The sequence below is a fragment of the Oceanobacter antarcticus genome (genome assembly GCF_044962685.1).
In the GTDB taxonomy this organism is placed as follows: domain Bacteria; phylum Pseudomonadota; class Gammaproteobacteria; order Pseudomonadales; family Oceanobacteraceae; genus Oceanobacter; species Oceanobacter antarcticus.
In genome coordinates, this window is record NZ_JBBKTX010000003.1 from 221131 (window position 1) to 236109 (window position 14979).

At 54.8% G+C, this 14979-nt stretch carries 15 protein-coding genes; 8 read left to right on the forward strand and 7 right to left on the reverse strand.

Translation table 11 applies throughout. The annotated features are described in order from the left end of the window. Nucleotides 1-16: 16 nt before the first annotated feature. Genes WG929_RS03905 through WG929_RS03920 form a run of 4 tightly spaced genes read right to left on the reverse strand, consistent with a single transcriptional unit; the run spans nt 17 to nt 4289 of the window. Nucleotides 17-475, reverse strand: coding sequence for an ATP synthase subunit C (locus WG929_RS03905; RefSeq protein ID WP_416204987.1), 459 nt, complete (start codon nt 473-475; stop codon nt 17-19). Next, entirely contained in the window at nt 468-2318 is a 1851-nt protein-coding gene (locus WG929_RS03910; protein ID WP_416204988.1) for a V-type ATP synthase subunit I, read from the reverse strand. Before WG929_RS03910 ends, WG929_RS03905 begins: the two co-directional genes overlap by 8 nt. Beyond that, the gene (locus WG929_RS03915) at nt 2315-2920 is read right to left on the reverse strand and encodes a V-type ATP synthase subunit D (RefSeq protein ID WP_416204989.1); all 606 of its coding nucleotides are present in this window, start codon (nt 2918-2920) and stop codon (nt 2315-2317) included. The genes WG929_RS03910 and WG929_RS03915 overlap by 4 nt, the downstream gene beginning before the upstream one ends. Before the next feature lies 1 nt (nt 2921). Continuing rightward, on the reverse strand, nt 2922-4289 hold the full coding sequence (locus WG929_RS03920) for a V-type ATP synthase subunit B (RefSeq protein ID WP_416204990.1): 1368 nt from the start codon (nt 4287-4289) through the stop codon (nt 2922-2924). Between the two features lie 449 nt (nt 4290-4738). Between WG929_RS03920 and WG929_RS03925 the strand changes: the two genes are divergently transcribed. After that, nucleotides 4739-5377, forward strand: a complete 639-nt coding sequence (locus tag WG929_RS03925; protein WP_416204991.1) for a hypothetical protein — start codon at nt 4739-4741, stop codon at nt 5375-5377. Nucleotides 5378-5381: 4 nt separating this feature from the next. On the opposite strand, the gene WG929_RS03930 is transcribed toward WG929_RS03925, so the two are convergent. The 3 genes from WG929_RS03930 to WG929_RS03940 all read right to left on the reverse strand — a co-directional run bounded on the left by WG929_RS03930 (nt 5382) and on the right by WG929_RS03940 (nt 8577). After that, on the reverse strand, nt 5382-6908 hold the full coding sequence (locus WG929_RS03930; protein ID WP_369855262.1) for an FMN-binding glutamate synthase family protein: 1527 nt from the start codon (nt 6906-6908) through the stop codon (nt 5382-5384). Nucleotides 6909-7094: 186 nt separating this feature from the next. Next, nucleotides 7095-7424: a hypothetical protein gene (locus tag WG929_RS03935; RefSeq protein ID WP_369855263.1), complete on the reverse strand. Its 330-nt coding sequence runs from the start codon at nt 7422-7424 to the stop codon at nt 7095-7097. A 229-nt stretch (nt 7425-7653) separates the two neighbouring features. Further along, nucleotides 7654-8577: a TIGR01777 family oxidoreductase gene (locus WG929_RS03940; RefSeq protein WP_416204992.1), complete on the reverse strand. Its 924-nt coding sequence runs from the start codon at nt 8575-8577 to the stop codon at nt 7654-7656. A 118-nt stretch (nt 8578-8695) separates the two neighbouring features. Here WG929_RS03940 and WG929_RS03945 point away from each other — a divergent pair, with 118 nt between their 5' ends. The 7 genes from WG929_RS03945 (at nt 8696) to WG929_RS03975 (ending at nt 14970) form a co-directional block, all read left to right on the forward strand. Beyond that, a complete protein-coding gene (locus WG929_RS03945) occupies nt 8696-9667 on the forward strand; it encodes an NAD(P)/FAD-dependent oxidoreductase (protein ID WP_416204993.1) in 972 nt (323 codons plus the stop codon). Between the two features lie 46 nt (nt 9668-9713). Beyond that, nucleotides 9714-10106 carry a sirohydrochlorin chelatase gene (locus WG929_RS03950; RefSeq protein WP_416204994.1) on the forward strand — a complete coding sequence of 131 codons (393 nt, stop codon included), beginning with the start codon at nt 9714-9716 and terminating at the stop codon, nt 10104-10106. Between the two features lie 289 nt (nt 10107-10395). Continuing rightward, the gene (locus WG929_RS03955; protein WP_416204995.1) at nt 10396-11373 is read left to right on the forward strand and encodes a YbgA family protein; all 978 of its coding nucleotides are present in this window, start codon (nt 10396-10398) and stop codon (nt 11371-11373) included. After that, nucleotides 11370-12266, forward strand: a complete 897-nt coding sequence (locus tag WG929_RS03960) for a MerR family transcriptional regulator (RefSeq protein ID WP_416204996.1) — start codon at nt 11370-11372, stop codon at nt 12264-12266. The genes WG929_RS03955 and WG929_RS03960 overlap by 4 nt, the downstream gene beginning before the upstream one ends. Further along, on the forward strand, nt 12259-13746 hold the full coding sequence (gene phrB / locus WG929_RS03965) for a deoxyribodipyrimidine photo-lyase (protein ID WP_416204997.1): 1488 nt from the start codon (nt 12259-12261) through the stop codon (nt 13744-13746). The genes WG929_RS03960 and phrB overlap by 8 nt, the downstream gene beginning before the upstream one ends. Further along, nucleotides 13739-14173, forward strand: a complete 435-nt coding sequence (locus tag WG929_RS03970) for a nuclear transport factor 2 family protein (RefSeq protein ID WP_416204998.1) — start codon at nt 13739-13741, stop codon at nt 14171-14173. The genes phrB and WG929_RS03970 overlap by 8 nt, the downstream gene beginning before the upstream one ends. Next, the gene (locus WG929_RS03975; RefSeq protein ID WP_416204999.1) at nt 14170-14970 is read left to right on the forward strand and encodes an SDR family NAD(P)-dependent oxidoreductase; all 801 of its coding nucleotides are present in this window, start codon (nt 14170-14172) and stop codon (nt 14968-14970) included. Before WG929_RS03970 ends, WG929_RS03975 begins: the two co-directional genes overlap by 4 nt. The last annotated feature ends 9 nt before the right edge of the window (nt 14971-14979 follow it).

Sequence of the window (14979 nt, forward strand, 5' to 3'; positions counted from 1 at the left end):
AACGTCGATAACTCTGTTACTGAACCGCCGGGGCAGGAATACCGCCCGACAGCACCAGTGCAAAAATAAACACAAACACGCCGAAACCTTCAACGATTGCAGCTGGAGCAATCGACATACCAAAGATTTCCGGCTTTTCCTTCGAGGCACTGATGGCTGACGCACAGGCCCGGCCTTGCCAGACCCCTGTTGTCATTAACGCCAGACCGGATAGCAAGCCGATGCCAAACAAGCCGGCAGCGTTGGTGACAGTCACTTCCCGCTGCAAGGTAAACATCAGCACGATGCCATAAATCACAAACGACGATGGCAATACCGACAACCCGATAAAACGCCCGTAACCACTATCCGTATCCAGCATGGCACCAATGGCTGCCTGACCTGCCAGTGCACAACCAATCACACTGCCAATGGCTCCCAGGGCAACGGGAGCAAAAATTCCAATCCAGCCCAGGGTCATGACCAGCTCATTCATCTTCCAACTCCTTTAATTGAAACGGCTGAAAAGCGTAGCCTTCTCCCGGCTCGCCCCAGTTATAAAATTCAATAAAATTCAGTCGCAGGCCGTGTACCACGCCACTCATCACACCCAGGCCAATATTGACCAGGTGGCCCAGTAACAGAATCAACCCGCCGCCCAGCAAGGCAAGGCCGCCTTCAGCCTCGGCTACCTGTCCTGCCAACTGGTTAAAAGTCAGCGCCAGCGACGCCGATGCCAACCCCAACGCAAACAGCCGCATATAACTGAGCACATCGCCAAACAGCTGACTCAGACTTAACAACGCCAGTACTCCCCGTAATAACCGCTGCAGCAGCCTCTTCCCCTGACTGGCTGGCATCGTGACCGGGCCAGACCAGCCGGAGCCAATCACAATGGCCAGTAGCGCGACAACCGACACTGCCACAACGGCTGCAGAAAGACCGACAAAACCGGCCCAGCAACCCGATAACACCACAGCACACCAGCCCATCCGACTCACCACAAACCAGCGTTCTCGCCAGCGATGCCAGGCCAGGCTGACATTGGCGATCAGCAAGTGCAGCACACCGGTCAGTACCGAGAGTTTCATCATCGCGTTGTAGTGGTTGATATCCACCACAACCAATGCCGCCAGCCAACTCCCTGGTGCCGGAGTCAGACCAAAATAGCTACCCGCCAGCATGCCCCAGACCAGCGATGCTCCAACCAGAGACAATGCCAGCTGCCGCAGTCCACGACCGGATTCACTTTTGCCCATCGACGTCCAGCGCAATGCCAGCAAGCTTCCCAGTGCCAGTGCATAACCGGCATCCGACAGGATCATGGCAAAAAACACCACAAACGACAGGTACAAATGCACGGACGGATCCCAGGATCGATAGGCCGGTAACTGATAAAAGCGGGTCAACAATCGTCCAGCGGCAAAGCCCGCCAATGGCCGCAGCAAGGTCGGTGGTGTTTCGTCTCGCTGCGGGTCGGTCGCGACAAAGGCAAACCCGGTCTCTCGCGCCAGCTCCGTCAGTTGCTGCAAGGCCGACACCGGCACCCAGGCAACCAGGGAAAATACCTGTCCATCCGACGACAGCTGATCCACCACCTGACGCCAAAGTGCATGATTGTGGGTTCGGGCCTGATGACGTTTGAGCAACAACAAGTAACGAGTCAGTTCTTCACGCCGGGATTGTAGTGAATCGAGGGATTGCTCAAGATTTTCCAACGCCTCGGTCAGCTGCGCCAATGAACGGGAGCCAAGATGCTCACGCGGCACCGGCATGCACGCCGCTGGCGGTTCCGTCGCAGAGACCAGCACTACATAAAGAAAACGACTGTCGCGGCCTGCCAATTGCCAGGGAATCTGCCCGCTGGGTGCCTCCTGGCCCAAAGCCGATGGTCGGGATTCAGCGTTATCCTGATAAAGCCGATCCAGCCAGGAGCGCTTGCCGACCGGCAGCCGGTAAAACCACAGCCGAATATGATTTACCAGTGTGTCACCCGGCAATTGAAAGCCCCCCCAGGGCGACATACGCCGCATGCGGGCCTGAACATCATCGCGCTGATCTTCCAGATTACGCAGCTGCTGCTGCACCGCCAACGCTTCATCCACCACCGGCTGCAAATGAAAACCGGTAAATTTTTTTAAGGGTCGGCGGCGGGTTTCACCTTGTTGCAGAAAGCGTATCGCCTGGTTCAGCTGACGAATTCCTTCCGGTATTTCCTCACCGCTCTCATGGGCACTGATCAGATGTAACTGACCAAATGCCTGCAACTTGGCAACGACGGCATCCTTGTCTTTTTCGCGGCCAGCGATAGCCACTTTTTTTAATGCCACAATCGTCATAAGCCACCCGCAGCCTGACGTTTGTTTTTGGCAATTTTTGACGTTACTACCGACTCTCGTTCCTTGTCGTCCAGATAAATGCCAATCCGACGAATATTGGAACGAGTGTCTGGTATCAATACCTTGTCGAACAGGTTCACCCGCTGGGTCACCTTGCGCAAGGCCGCTGCCATCGCTATCTGCTGCTGCTGCAATAGCTGTTGCCGAACATCCAGTGTCATTCCCTCTTTCAGCCATTGCTGCAACGGTGCGACCCAGTGCGGTTTGGCCATCAGCGGAATATCCACCAGATCAAATTCGATGTCACCCAGCTCATTAATCCAGACGCCGACCACGTTGCGTCGTTGCAACCGTAATCGACTCACCGAGCACAACCCCTGCAAATCAATGGAGGTTTCTGCCAGCATCGGCATTTGTTCGGCAATACGTTGTTCCAGCTGCCGCTGTTGTTGTTGCTGTTGCTGCAGCTGGGCTTCCACTTGTTTGATGGCACCCTGCAACTGCTGGCGCTTCATATCCAGTGCCGGTAAAAACCGCTGGTAGGCCGCCAGCTTCTGCCGCTGGGCCGACAAGGTCGCCTTCGATAACAGCAAGCGGGCCATGTCAGGCGTTCTCCGGGTTATCCGACGTGGCAGTCGGGAAATACTTGTCGATCAGTTCTGGCTTCATCAGCAGTTGCTCAGCCCGGAAGCATTGCGCCATCAGCTGCCAGCCCATATCTAACGCCTGCTCCAGCGACATTGACACATCCAATGCCATAAAGTGCTGGCGAAACAACTGGCCGTACTGCAACAACTGCTGATCGTAATCGCTCAGATCAAAGGCCATGGCCTGCTTTTGCTCGGCTTCGACCGCACCGGAATAAAGCCGGATCATGGTGTTCATCACCTGACTGTGGTCTTCACGGGTCTGCTTGCCAATCACCAATTGTTTCAGCCGCGACAAGGATCCGAACGGATCCAGCTGGCCGTCGTGCAAGTAGAACTGGCCTTCGGTGATGTAGCCGGTATTGTCCGGCACCGGATGACTGACATCGTTACCCGGCATAGTGGTGACCGCCAGAATGGTAACGGATCCGCCCTTGGCGTAGTCGCAGGCTTTTTCATAACGCCGCGCCAGCTGCGAATACAAATCTCCCATATAGCCACGGTTGGACGGCACCCGTTCGTTGGCAATACCGATTTCTTTTAATGCGTCGGCATAAGCCGTCATATCGGTCAGCAGTACCAGCACCCGCTTGCCTTCTTCCACCGCAAAAAGTTCCGCCACTGCCAGCGCCATATCCGGCACCAGCAAGCGCTCGACGATCGAATCCGAAGCCTGATTAACAAACATCACCGTACGGGCAAAAGAACCCTGATCTTCAAAGGTTTTGCGGAACGAATAAAAGTCGTCAAATCCCAGCCCCATGCCGCCAAACACAATAATATCCGCATCCGCCTGAGTGCCAATGCGGCCAAGAAAGGCGTTATAGGGTTCACCGGAAACGGAAAAAATCGGAATTTTCTGACTCTCGACCAGGCAATTAAACAGGTCGATCATCGGCACGCCGGTACGGATCATGCGAGATGCCAGCACCCGTCGCATGGGGTTGACGGTTGGCCCACCAATCTCGACCTGGCTATCAAAATCAAGCGCAGGGCCGTGATCCATCGGTTTGCCGCGACCGTCAAAAATACGTCCGAGAATATTGGCAGAGTAGGTTACCTGCATCGGATGGCCAAGAAACTGCACACTGGCATCGGTCGCCAACCCCTTGGTGCCATCAAACACTTGCATCGATACCCGCTCATCGCGAATATCAATTACCTGAGCCAGACGACGGGTCGTACCATCGCCACTCACCAGCACCGCAAGATCGTCCAACCGTACCCGAGTTGGCTTGCCAGATTCAGGAGCTGCAACACGCAACCGTACCAGATCACCCACAATCGCAACGATCGAACGATAGGACGTACTGTCTGAACCCATTCACAACCTCCTGGTTCCTGCTCCCGTTACCGGGCCAGGGCGTTTTATCACTGACAAGCTACAGCATCATAACGGGCCATCTGCGACACCATCATGACGCTCATAACATGAAGCATCTTGACCCCGCTCAGGGTCAGGGCAGGTTTCACCCGTGCGCCAAGACACCTTATCCGACGACTCTGAAACCCATCAAGTATGCAAATGCAGTTATAGTCTCTTTGCTGTACAGCTGTAAGGCAAGATTTCTAAGACCACTCAGTAATAACGAAACCCTGTGAATCTCTTTGGGCCAGCTTTCAGCCATTGTTGATCGTTGTCACAATCCGAAGGTGACAGGGTTCACAAAAACAGTATATTGTCGAAAAACCTTTGCCGAAATCCAGGCAGGTACCTCTTTTGGACATCACGCACTCTGGTAACCGTGCGTACCCAGTTGTAGTGAGGAAAATATGGCAGTAGCGCGTCCCGTAACCGACAGCGGCATTTTTCGCTTGATAAAAGAGACCCTGGCAAATCGTGAAGATATCCAGATTCTGTTTTATTCCGATGCTTATCTCTGCTCAACCAATCAGTTTCTCACCCTGCTTGGCTCATCAAAACACTATCTGGTCAATAACGTCAGCATCACCCGGATACTGAGCGGTGTCGAAGGGGAATATAAGGTTGTCGCGCTAAAAGCAGATTCGCCGATACGGGAGCGCGCTCGCAGCACTGGCCGTCCAGTCGATGAACTGCTCTGGCAAGCAGGCTGCCGCTTGTCCCGTGGCCGCCTGTTAACTGGCTGCTCCAGCCATGATATTGCCTTTCTGGTGCAGTGGCCCAACTTTACCCGTGTTCATCGCAGCCCCAATGCCCTGCGTATCGCCGCGCTCTGGTCTGGACGCCCGGTCGCCTTGGATGTCACGGCACGGCTGTTGAATATCCCCCTCACCGAGGTCTACCAGTTTTACAGCGCCGCTCGTCTGGCCGGCTACGTCGAAACACTGTCACGCCCCGGCACCAACAGCATCACCAGCACCGCAGCCGGACAACTGGCCAACGACGACGGCGTACTCAAGCGACTGGTCGGCCGTCTGATGAGTCTGTAGTCGCTCAGTCTTCCGGCATCAGGTCATTACCAGGATGAAAGGAAGACGCCCGATAAATATCCGTCATCCGTCGGGCGTCACCGTTCGGTTGCACAATACGGGCGTGCTGGCGGCTTAAGCCACGCGGTTCATCAACTCCGCAGGAATGGGCAATAACACCCACTTCCTGTACCAGTCCCTCCACAAAATGTTTTACACGCTGGGCCTTGTCGGCCGGAACCAGACCACTCTGCAAATGCGGATCGTGGGTGGTAATCCCGGTGGGGCAAGTATTCTTGTTGCATTGCAATGCCTGAATACAACCCAGCGCAAACATAAAGCCACGCGCCGATACCACAAAGTCGGCACCGACACACAACGCCCAGGCAACCCGGTCTGGCGTAATCAGCTTGCCTGACGCAATAACGCGGATACGTGGTCGCAGGTGAAACTCGTCCAGCGTATCCACCAGCATCGGCAACGACTGGTTTAACGGCAAGCCCATATAATCCATCAACGATTGGGGTGCCGCACCAGTGCCGCCTTCGGCACCATCGAGAGTGATAAAGTCCGGTGCTACTTGCTTGCCGCGTAATTGAATGGCCCGGCACAAATCCCGAATCCAGTCGATATCACCCAGCACCGCCTTAAAACCAACCGGTTTACCGGTCACCGCCCGAACATGCTCGACCATATCGAGCAAATCATCCACGGAACGAATTTCCGGGTGACCATTCGGACTGATCGAATCCTCATAGATCGGAATATGGCGAATACGGGCGATTTCTTCATTCACTTTGGTCGCCGGTAAAATACCGCCTTTGCCCGGCTTGGCCCCCTGGCTGAGCTTGATCTCAAACATGCGTACCTGCCCGTGTTCGGCAATGGCTTTCAGTTTGGCATCATCCAACAGACCCCGTTCATCTCGCACGCCATATTTGGCGGTACCAATCTGGAACACCAAATCACAACCGCCGTCCAGATGATAGGGGGATAGCCCGCCCTCACCGGTGTTCATCCAGCAGCCAGCCATCGCCGCACCGCGAGACAAGGCCGTCACCGCGACACTCGACAAAGCCCCGAAACTCATCCCGGAAATATTCACCAGCGAAGTCGTCGTGTAAGGCGTACGACAATGCTCACCAATCGTTAGTGGCCCAGAACTGGCAAAATCATGTTTCAAAGATGGGAACGGACTGTTCACAAAAATAACGGTCCCCGGTATATCCAGACGATGGGTAGAACCAAAGGCAATCGTCGTACTTTCGCGTTTGGCAGCCCGATAAACCCAAGTACGATCGGCACGATTAAAGGGCATTTCTTCACGATCCATGGCAAAAAAATATTGCCTGAAAAATTCACCGAGATGTTCAAAAAAGTAGCGAAACCGGCCAATAACCGGAAAGTTGCGTCTGACGGTGTGCTGTGTCTGACGCACGTCCACCATCCAGGCGTAAAGAATCCAACCGCCCAGCGCCAGGGTAAACACCGCCAACAGCCCGATCAGGGTCAATACGCCGTACGCAGCAAGTTCAAACAGAGTATCGGTCACATCCAGCCTCAGTACATGGTTCAGAAGGCGGCTAGACTAACCCGATGGCTCAACTGAAAAAAGTCACCATCGTGCTATCAGTCTGTTCTGCAATCAAAGCGGCAAGCGCTCTGCAGACAGCAGACAGGAAGATGCGATAAGGGACGAGCGGACTCTGCCGCTCTTTGGGTGCAGGAATAAAAAGACTCAGGCGGTCGGCGTGATGTTCTTGACGGTACGGGCGGTAAAGTAAACAAAGTTACCTTCGATATCTCCCACCTCAACCCGATTGGGTGACAGCGGGGAGCTTTTGATGGTTGCAATATACAAACTGCGGCAGGCCACCAAATTCTTGTCGATGTCGTTAAACAACGGCTGGGTAAACGCAAACGAGCGACGCTCGCAGCCACGCTCCAGCGTCAGCACCAGCTGAGCATCGGTCAGATCACTGGCACGAAAAAAGTTGACGTAACTCACCCGATATCCCTGATCAAACTCGTACAGGTAATGTTCCAGGGTTTGGCGGCTTATGCTCATGGGTACTTCCTGCGTTGATTCTGATACGTATACCCTAGGTTTAGTCGCCAACCCCCATGCTTTCAATGTCTAATAACACAAAACTACAGTTCTCTTACTGGCGTCAGTTTTCAGTACTTTTACCCACACAAATCGCTCACTATGACAGGTTAGACCCACTATCAAACGTCAATCATTCAAGATCATGCGGCTTCATTGACTGCCAAGGCCATACTGACAAACATACAAGCTAACGAGAGCTAGCCCAAACTTGTCGAATACTCTCAAGTGCTTCCGGCAATGTGGCGTAATGATATGCAAACGTTCGTTCCAATAATCGGGCCGGTAGCACCCGCTGGCCTTTGAGCAGTAAATCGGCCATTTCACCAAACAGTAAACGCACAACTGCGGCTGGCATCGGCAGCAACGCCGGACGCCCCAGACAATGTGCCAATTCATGGGTAAAGCGTGTATTGGTCACGGGCTCTGGTGCAACCATATTGAACACACCCACCGCATCTGATACCAACAAAGCATTCAGTGCCGCGATATAATCGTCGATGTGGATCCAGGACAAATACTGCTCGCCATTCCCGATCCGCCCTCCCAAGCCCAACGAAAACGGTAGCCACAAGCGTCCCAGCATCCCGCCGCGTTCGCCCAGTACCACTCCGGTACGCAGCATCAAAGACCGTTCCGACAAACCGTACAACGGCTGCGCCGCCGCTTCCCAATCAGTACACAGTTGCGCAGCAAAATCCTGGCCCACCCGGCTCGCTTCATCAACGGTTTGCTGCTCTGCGGTGCCTGCCAACGCTCCATAAACACCTATCGCAGAACCACTGGCCACCACGTCGAAACGCTGGCCGGTATGCATTGCCCATTCGGCAAGTTTGCCAGTAACACCGATACGGCTGTCACGCAGCTCCCGCTTGCGGGCAGCTGTCCAGCGCTGATCGGCAATTCCTTCTCCGGCCAGATTGATTAACCAGTCAAATGGCCCGGTCAACTGGTACAGATCGCTGACTCCTGTCACACGCCCACCCCAGCGTTCGATGACTCGTTGCGGCCGACGGGTCAATACTGAGACCTCATGACCCTCGGCGAGCCACCCGCTCACCAGACGAGAACCAATAAACCCTGTACCTCCAGTCATTAGTATACGCTTGCTCATGCTGCCTCCCGCGAGACTGTTTAGTCATCAAAGCAAATAATTTAATATACAATACTTATACAAAAGAACGCATAATGCTAGAATAAAAATCCTATACAAAAAAAGACAGGTGGCTGATTTGGCTCACTACGCAATCATTGGCGCTGGAATCGCCGGGCTCAGCGCACTTCAGGTTCTATCTGCAGCCGGGCATCAGGCAACCGTATTCGACAAAAGCCGTGGCAGCGGTGGCCGTATGGCAACCAAAAAACTGGCTGCCGACAGCTGGGACATGGGTGCCCAATTCTTTCATGCCCATTCAAACGAGTTTGCCACCCAGCTCTCACAATGGCAGCAACAGGGTGTAATTGCAGAATGGCCAGTTACTCCCTGGGTGATCAATGGCACTCGCCAACATCCATCGGCAGACGAGCAAAAACGCTACGTCGCCATTCCCCGCATGACCGCGCTAAGCCGTTTGCTGCTGCAAAATGCAACACACTTTGAAGCCAACACCCACATCTCCGGTTGTGAAGAAACAGCCCAAGGCTGGCAAGTCACGGCTTCTGAGGGGGAAATATTCGGCCCATATGACGGTCTGGTGGTGGCTATACCGCCAGCCCAGGCGGCGGCACTGGCAAGTAACGATCCGGTACTGGCAGTCACCAGCGAGACGAGCATGTTGCCCTGCTGGACATTGCTACTGTCCTTCGACACACCACTGCCAGCACCTTACGATGCTGCTTTTGTGAAGTCCGGCCCATTAGCCTGGGTTAGCCGTAACAATAGCAAGCCGGGCAGAGAACCAACCGAGGCCTGGGTCATACAAGCCAGCCACTTATGGAGCTTGCAACATCAGGATACGCCTCGCCACGAGATTCAGAAACCACTGCTGGCCGCGTTTGCGGAGGCCCTGCGGCTCCCTGCTGTACCCCAGTGGCGCCACCTTTGGCTTCACCGCTGGTTATATGCCCTTCCTGAAAAGAAAATGAACCAGGGTTTTCAGGCCAACCCTCAACAAACGCTGGCAATCTGCGGAGACTGGTTACATTCTCCAAATATAGAGGGCGCCTGGCTTAGTGGCAGGACTGCTGCCAATGCCCTACTCTGACTGGGACGCTACATGTTGAATTCCCCAGTCAAACAGGAGACATGTTATGCAATCCAGATCCAATAGCCACGCTACTATTTTGCTGGCGCACGGCAGCAGCGATCCCAACTGGGTCAAACCGTTTGAACAACTGGCAGGACAAATTCGTGAAAACCTCGATCAGTCTGGCCGGGTAGAATTGGCCTACATGGAACTCGCCGAGCCCTCTCTCGAGCATCAGGTAGCCGCACTGTCAGACGACGGCATGACCCATATCGATGTCCTGCCGTTGTTTTTTGCTGCCGGTCGCCACTTGCGCAAGGATGTGCCGCTGCAATTGGAAGCCTTGCAACGCCAGCACCTGGTCAAGTTAACCCTTCACCCTCCGGTCGGCCTTGAACCGGAAGTAGCCACAGCAATCAGCAATGTGGTGGTGCGCAAACTGGTTGGTGACCGCTAGCCGCTTGCCACACCGGCTGCCTCTCTTCTGACAGGCAGCCGAAGATAAAAAATTCCTACACCTCCATCGCCAGCGGATCATCATCCACTCTGTTGTATCCCATTGGCGAAGTTCTCTCCGGTACGGACTCTCCCGCCCGCTTCCTCTCAGCAAAGCACCCATCCTCCAGAAAAGCCTTTTCAAAAACCTATACAAAAATTCCAAAAATTGTATAAGTTTTATTGACAAAAGCGTGGTCATGACGCCAGAATAAACTTATACAAAAAAACCTTCTCAAAGGTTATACAAGATGACAAATGAACTGGGTAAGTCCACCATCAAGGTAGGGATCAGTGCCTGCTTGCTGGGTCAGCCTGTACGTTTCAATGGCGGTCACAAACGCTCGCGTTTCTGCACCGATGTGTTAAGCCGCTATGTTGAATTTCTATCGGTGTGTCCAGAAATGGCCATCGGTCTGGGAATACCCAGGCAGCCGATCCGGTTGGTTAGCGATCGTGCCAGCGATACCCGGGTGCGAGCACTCGGTACCGTCAATCCCGAGATGGATGTTACTGAGCCACTGGCACGTTATGCACAACAGCAGGCCGCTGAAATGGCCGATTTGTGTGGCTTTATTCTGATGCAAAAAAGTCCCAGCTGCGGTTTGTTCGGGGTCAAACGTTATCTGACTAATGGCCACCCGGAAGGTACTGCCAGCGGGGTATTCGCCCGTGAGTTCCAGCGGCTCCATCCGCTACTGCCCATGGAAGAAGCCGGACGCCTGAACGACGATGCACTGCGCGAAAATTTTATGGTGCGCGTATTCGCCTATCACGAATGGCGCGAATATCGTTCCACTGATCTCACCGCTGCCGGTCTGATCGACTTCCACAGTCGTTACAAATACCTGGTGATGGCTCACAGCCTGGTGCACTACAAATCCATGGGACGGTTGTTAGCCAACCTGCACAGCGACACCCTGGAAAGTGTTGCCAGCGACTATTTCACCCAATTAATGACAGCACTGGCCAAACCGGCCAGCCGCAAGATGCACACCAATACCTTGATGCATTTGCAGGGGTATCTGAAGCAACTGATATCCGCAGCCGACAAGGCGGAACTGACCGACCTTATCCAGCAATATCATCAAGGTATCGTGCCATTGATCGTGCCACTGACCCTGCTGAAGCATCATCTCAATCATTACGAAGAGGCGAATGCCTACGCCCGCAAACAGGTGTATCTCAACCCGCATCCCTATGAACTGGGTTTGAGGAACAGCCTGTGACCTCACCGATTCCTGATGGCAGCTACCCGATCCGGGAGTTTGCCCGCCTGACCGGCGTCAACCCAGCCACCCTGAGGGCTTGGGAGCGACGCTATGGCATCATCCACCCGCTACGAACGCCCAAAGGACACCGCTTTTTCAGTGATGATCATATCCGTCAGGTAAAGCGCATTTTGTATTGGCTGGAGCAGGGATACCCGGTACGTCACGTCGGCTTGCTGCTGAATAATGATGCTTCAGACGCAAACCGTTCAGCGGATGCTGGCGGTATCCCCCATAGCCATTGGCTGGAACAGCAACAGGCTGTTATGGATACCTTACTGGCGATTACCCCCAAACGTCTCGACGAGCTCTGGTGTAACGCCTTCTCGACCTATCCCGTTGCAGTGTATTACCAGTTTTGCCTGGCACCGGTACTCGACCGCCTGCGCAGTGGCAGCGAACACCCGATGCTGCTGCGAATGATGGAACAGCTGTTGCAGCGCAAGTTGTACAGCATGTTTTATCAGCAGCAACGCATGGCCAGCCCGCCGATTCTGTTAATGGCAACCAATCAGCCCGAGGGTGAGCTGGATATTCTGATACGCGCCTGCGCCATTGGTGCAGCGGGGTTGCGAGTTGAATACCTCGGCCCGAATCTTAATCCCACTGATCTCAGCCTTGCCGCCGATGCACTGCAGGCGACGCATACCTGGGTTCATTTTATGCCACAGGAAAAAAGCTGTGAGTTACGCTGGCAACGGTATCTGAACCAGTCCGAACGGATGCATATACTCACCGGCACACCACCGGATCACAACGGTGGTCGCCCCAACATGCACCGCCTGCAACCCCCCTTATCCATGCAGATACAGCACTACATTCTCAATACTGGCAGGGTAACGCATGAGTAACCAGCAGAGTACCGGCAGACATCTGGTCTGGTTCCGCACCGACTTGCGGGTGCACGATAATCCCGCGTTGTACCATGCCATGACAACGGCCCAAAGCCAGGCACAGCAGGTACTGGCAGTGTATTTTGTCACACCGGAACAATGGCGCCAGCATGGCCTCGGGGAACGCAAAATCCGCCTGATGCAAAACGCCGTTCACAACCTGAAACAGGCACTGGCAGAGCGGGGCGTCGAGTTACTGGTATTGCATGCTGGCACCTTCAACCACAGTCTGCAGCTGTTACAACAGCTGGTGCTTGAACTGGATATTCGCCACATCAGTTTCAACAACGAATATGAAGTCAACGAGTGCAAGCGTGACATTCTGTGCTATCGCTGGGCCAATATACATCAGGTAAACGTTCATCGTTTCCACGATCAGTGCCTGATTCCCCCTGGCGCGGTACTGACCAAAACCAACCTGCCCTTCAAGGTCTACAGCCCGTTCCGCAAGGCCTGGCTGGCCCAGGCAGAACGGCAATTAAGCGCGCCACTGCCATCCCCCGCAGCCCTGCAACAGCCGTCATCAACCACCTCAACTACATGGCAGCAGATACTGACCGAACCTCTCCGGCGGGCGTTAACCCTCACTGACCAATGCCCGGATGCACGTTGGTTTGACGACGAATCCAGCGCCCACCATGCACTGCACAACTTTCTGCAGCAGCAGGGTCGACATTATCACCAACGGCGTGATTTTCCGGCACTGGACGCGACCAGCCAGCTTTCCACCGCGCTGTCGCTCGGCTTGCTGTCTCCCCGTCAATGTCTGTTTGCTGCCAGTCAGGCAAACCAGGGTCTGTTGGCCGGTGGTACTGCGGGCCTCGACAGCTGGATCAACGAGTTGACCTGGCGTGAGTTCTACCGCCATTTACTGGTCGCCTGCCCGGATCTTTGTAAGCACCAAGCCTTCAAGCCCGAGACCGAGCGAGTGAAATGGCGAGACGCCGAGGCCGATTTCCAAGCCTGGTGCGATGGCCGCACCGGATACCCGATAGTCGATGCCGCCCAGCAGCAATTACTCACCACCGGCTGGATGCACAATCGCCTACGCATGGTCAGCGCCATGTTCCTGAGCAAACATCTGTTGATCGACTGGCGGCGCGGTGAGGCATTTTTTAATCAATACCTGGTTGATGCCGATCTAGCCTCCAACAACGGCGGCTGGCAGTGGAGCGCATCCACTGGAGCAGACGGCGTGCCCTACTTCCGTATTTTTAACCCCACCACCCAGTCGCAGCGCTTTGATGCCGATGGCCAGTTTCTGATTCGCTACTTGCCCCAACTGACGTCACTGCCAGCCACCAGCCGTCATCAACCCAATGCCTTCGAGCGCCAGCAAACCGGCTACCCCGATGCCATCGTCGACCACGCATTTGCCCGCCAGCGGGCCTTGAATGCTTTCAAGGCGCTCAAGCAGGAGAATCCTACCGATGAATGATAGCCAACGGCTGCACGCCTTTACCTCAGTCTATGACCAGCTCGACAGAGATGCAGATCATGATGCCTTGCTGGCGAGCCTGTACCACCCCAAGGCGGTTTTTCAGGATCCTTTTCATCGCCTGGAAGGTCTAACGGCCATTCAGTCCTATTTTTCGGGGATGTATCAATCGGTTGACCAGATCACCTTTCAGTACGGCCAGTATTGGCCCTCCAGCGAAGCCGATTTTTTACGCTGGAGCATGGTTTTCTGTCACCCGGCTATTGCGGCAGGCAAAGCCATCCATGTCGAGGGTGGCACCGAATTTCGCTGGCAGGATGATCGGGTCATCTACCACCAGGATCTGTTTGACGGCGCAACCATGCTCTACAACCACCTGCCCGTATTGGGCTGGGTGCTGGGTAAAATCCGCGAGCGTATGGCATGAAAAAACCACTGCCGCCACCGTTATCCGAGCAGATTATCTGGCTTACCGGTGCCAGCTCCGGCATTGGTGCAGCGCTGCTGCATGGGCTGTCAAAGCGCTGCCAATGGCTGATCATTTCAGCCCGTAATAGCGACCGCCTGCAACAATTGGCCGAACCGCATCCCAACGTCGTCGCACTGTCGGCAGATGTGACATCGCGGGATGCAATGCAAGCCGTTGCCGCTGACATCGCCGCACGGTTTGGCCGTATAGATACCCTGATCGCCAATGCCGGTAGCTGTGAATACCTTGACGTGCGTCAGTTCGACAGCGCTCTTGTGAAACGAGTGATAGATACCAACGTTTACGGACTGGTCAACAGCCTCGAAGCCGCACTGCCACTGATCCGCAACAGCCAGCGTGGCTACTTGGTCGCAGTCAGCAGCAGCGTCACTTACCTGGCCTTGCCCCAAGCCCAAGCCTACGGTGCCAGCAAGGCAGCCGTGCGCTACTTTATGGAAGCCATGCGCGCCGACCTCGCCAGCGAGCACATTGATGTCTCGGTCGTGTCGCCCGGATTCGTCAAAACCCCGCTGACGGATCGCAACCGTTTTCGGATGCCGATGCGCATCAGCGCCAACGTCGCCGCCGAAGCCATCATCAAGGGTCTGCAACGACGCCCCTGGGAGATTCACTTTCCCCGTCGCTTTACCTGGTTATTGCAATTACTCGGCTGCCTGCCCGCCGACCTGCGCCTGGCTCTGACACGTCGTGCCGCCACCCGTTTGCCCACCAGCCCACAAAAACAACCGGACTAACCGCAAGGA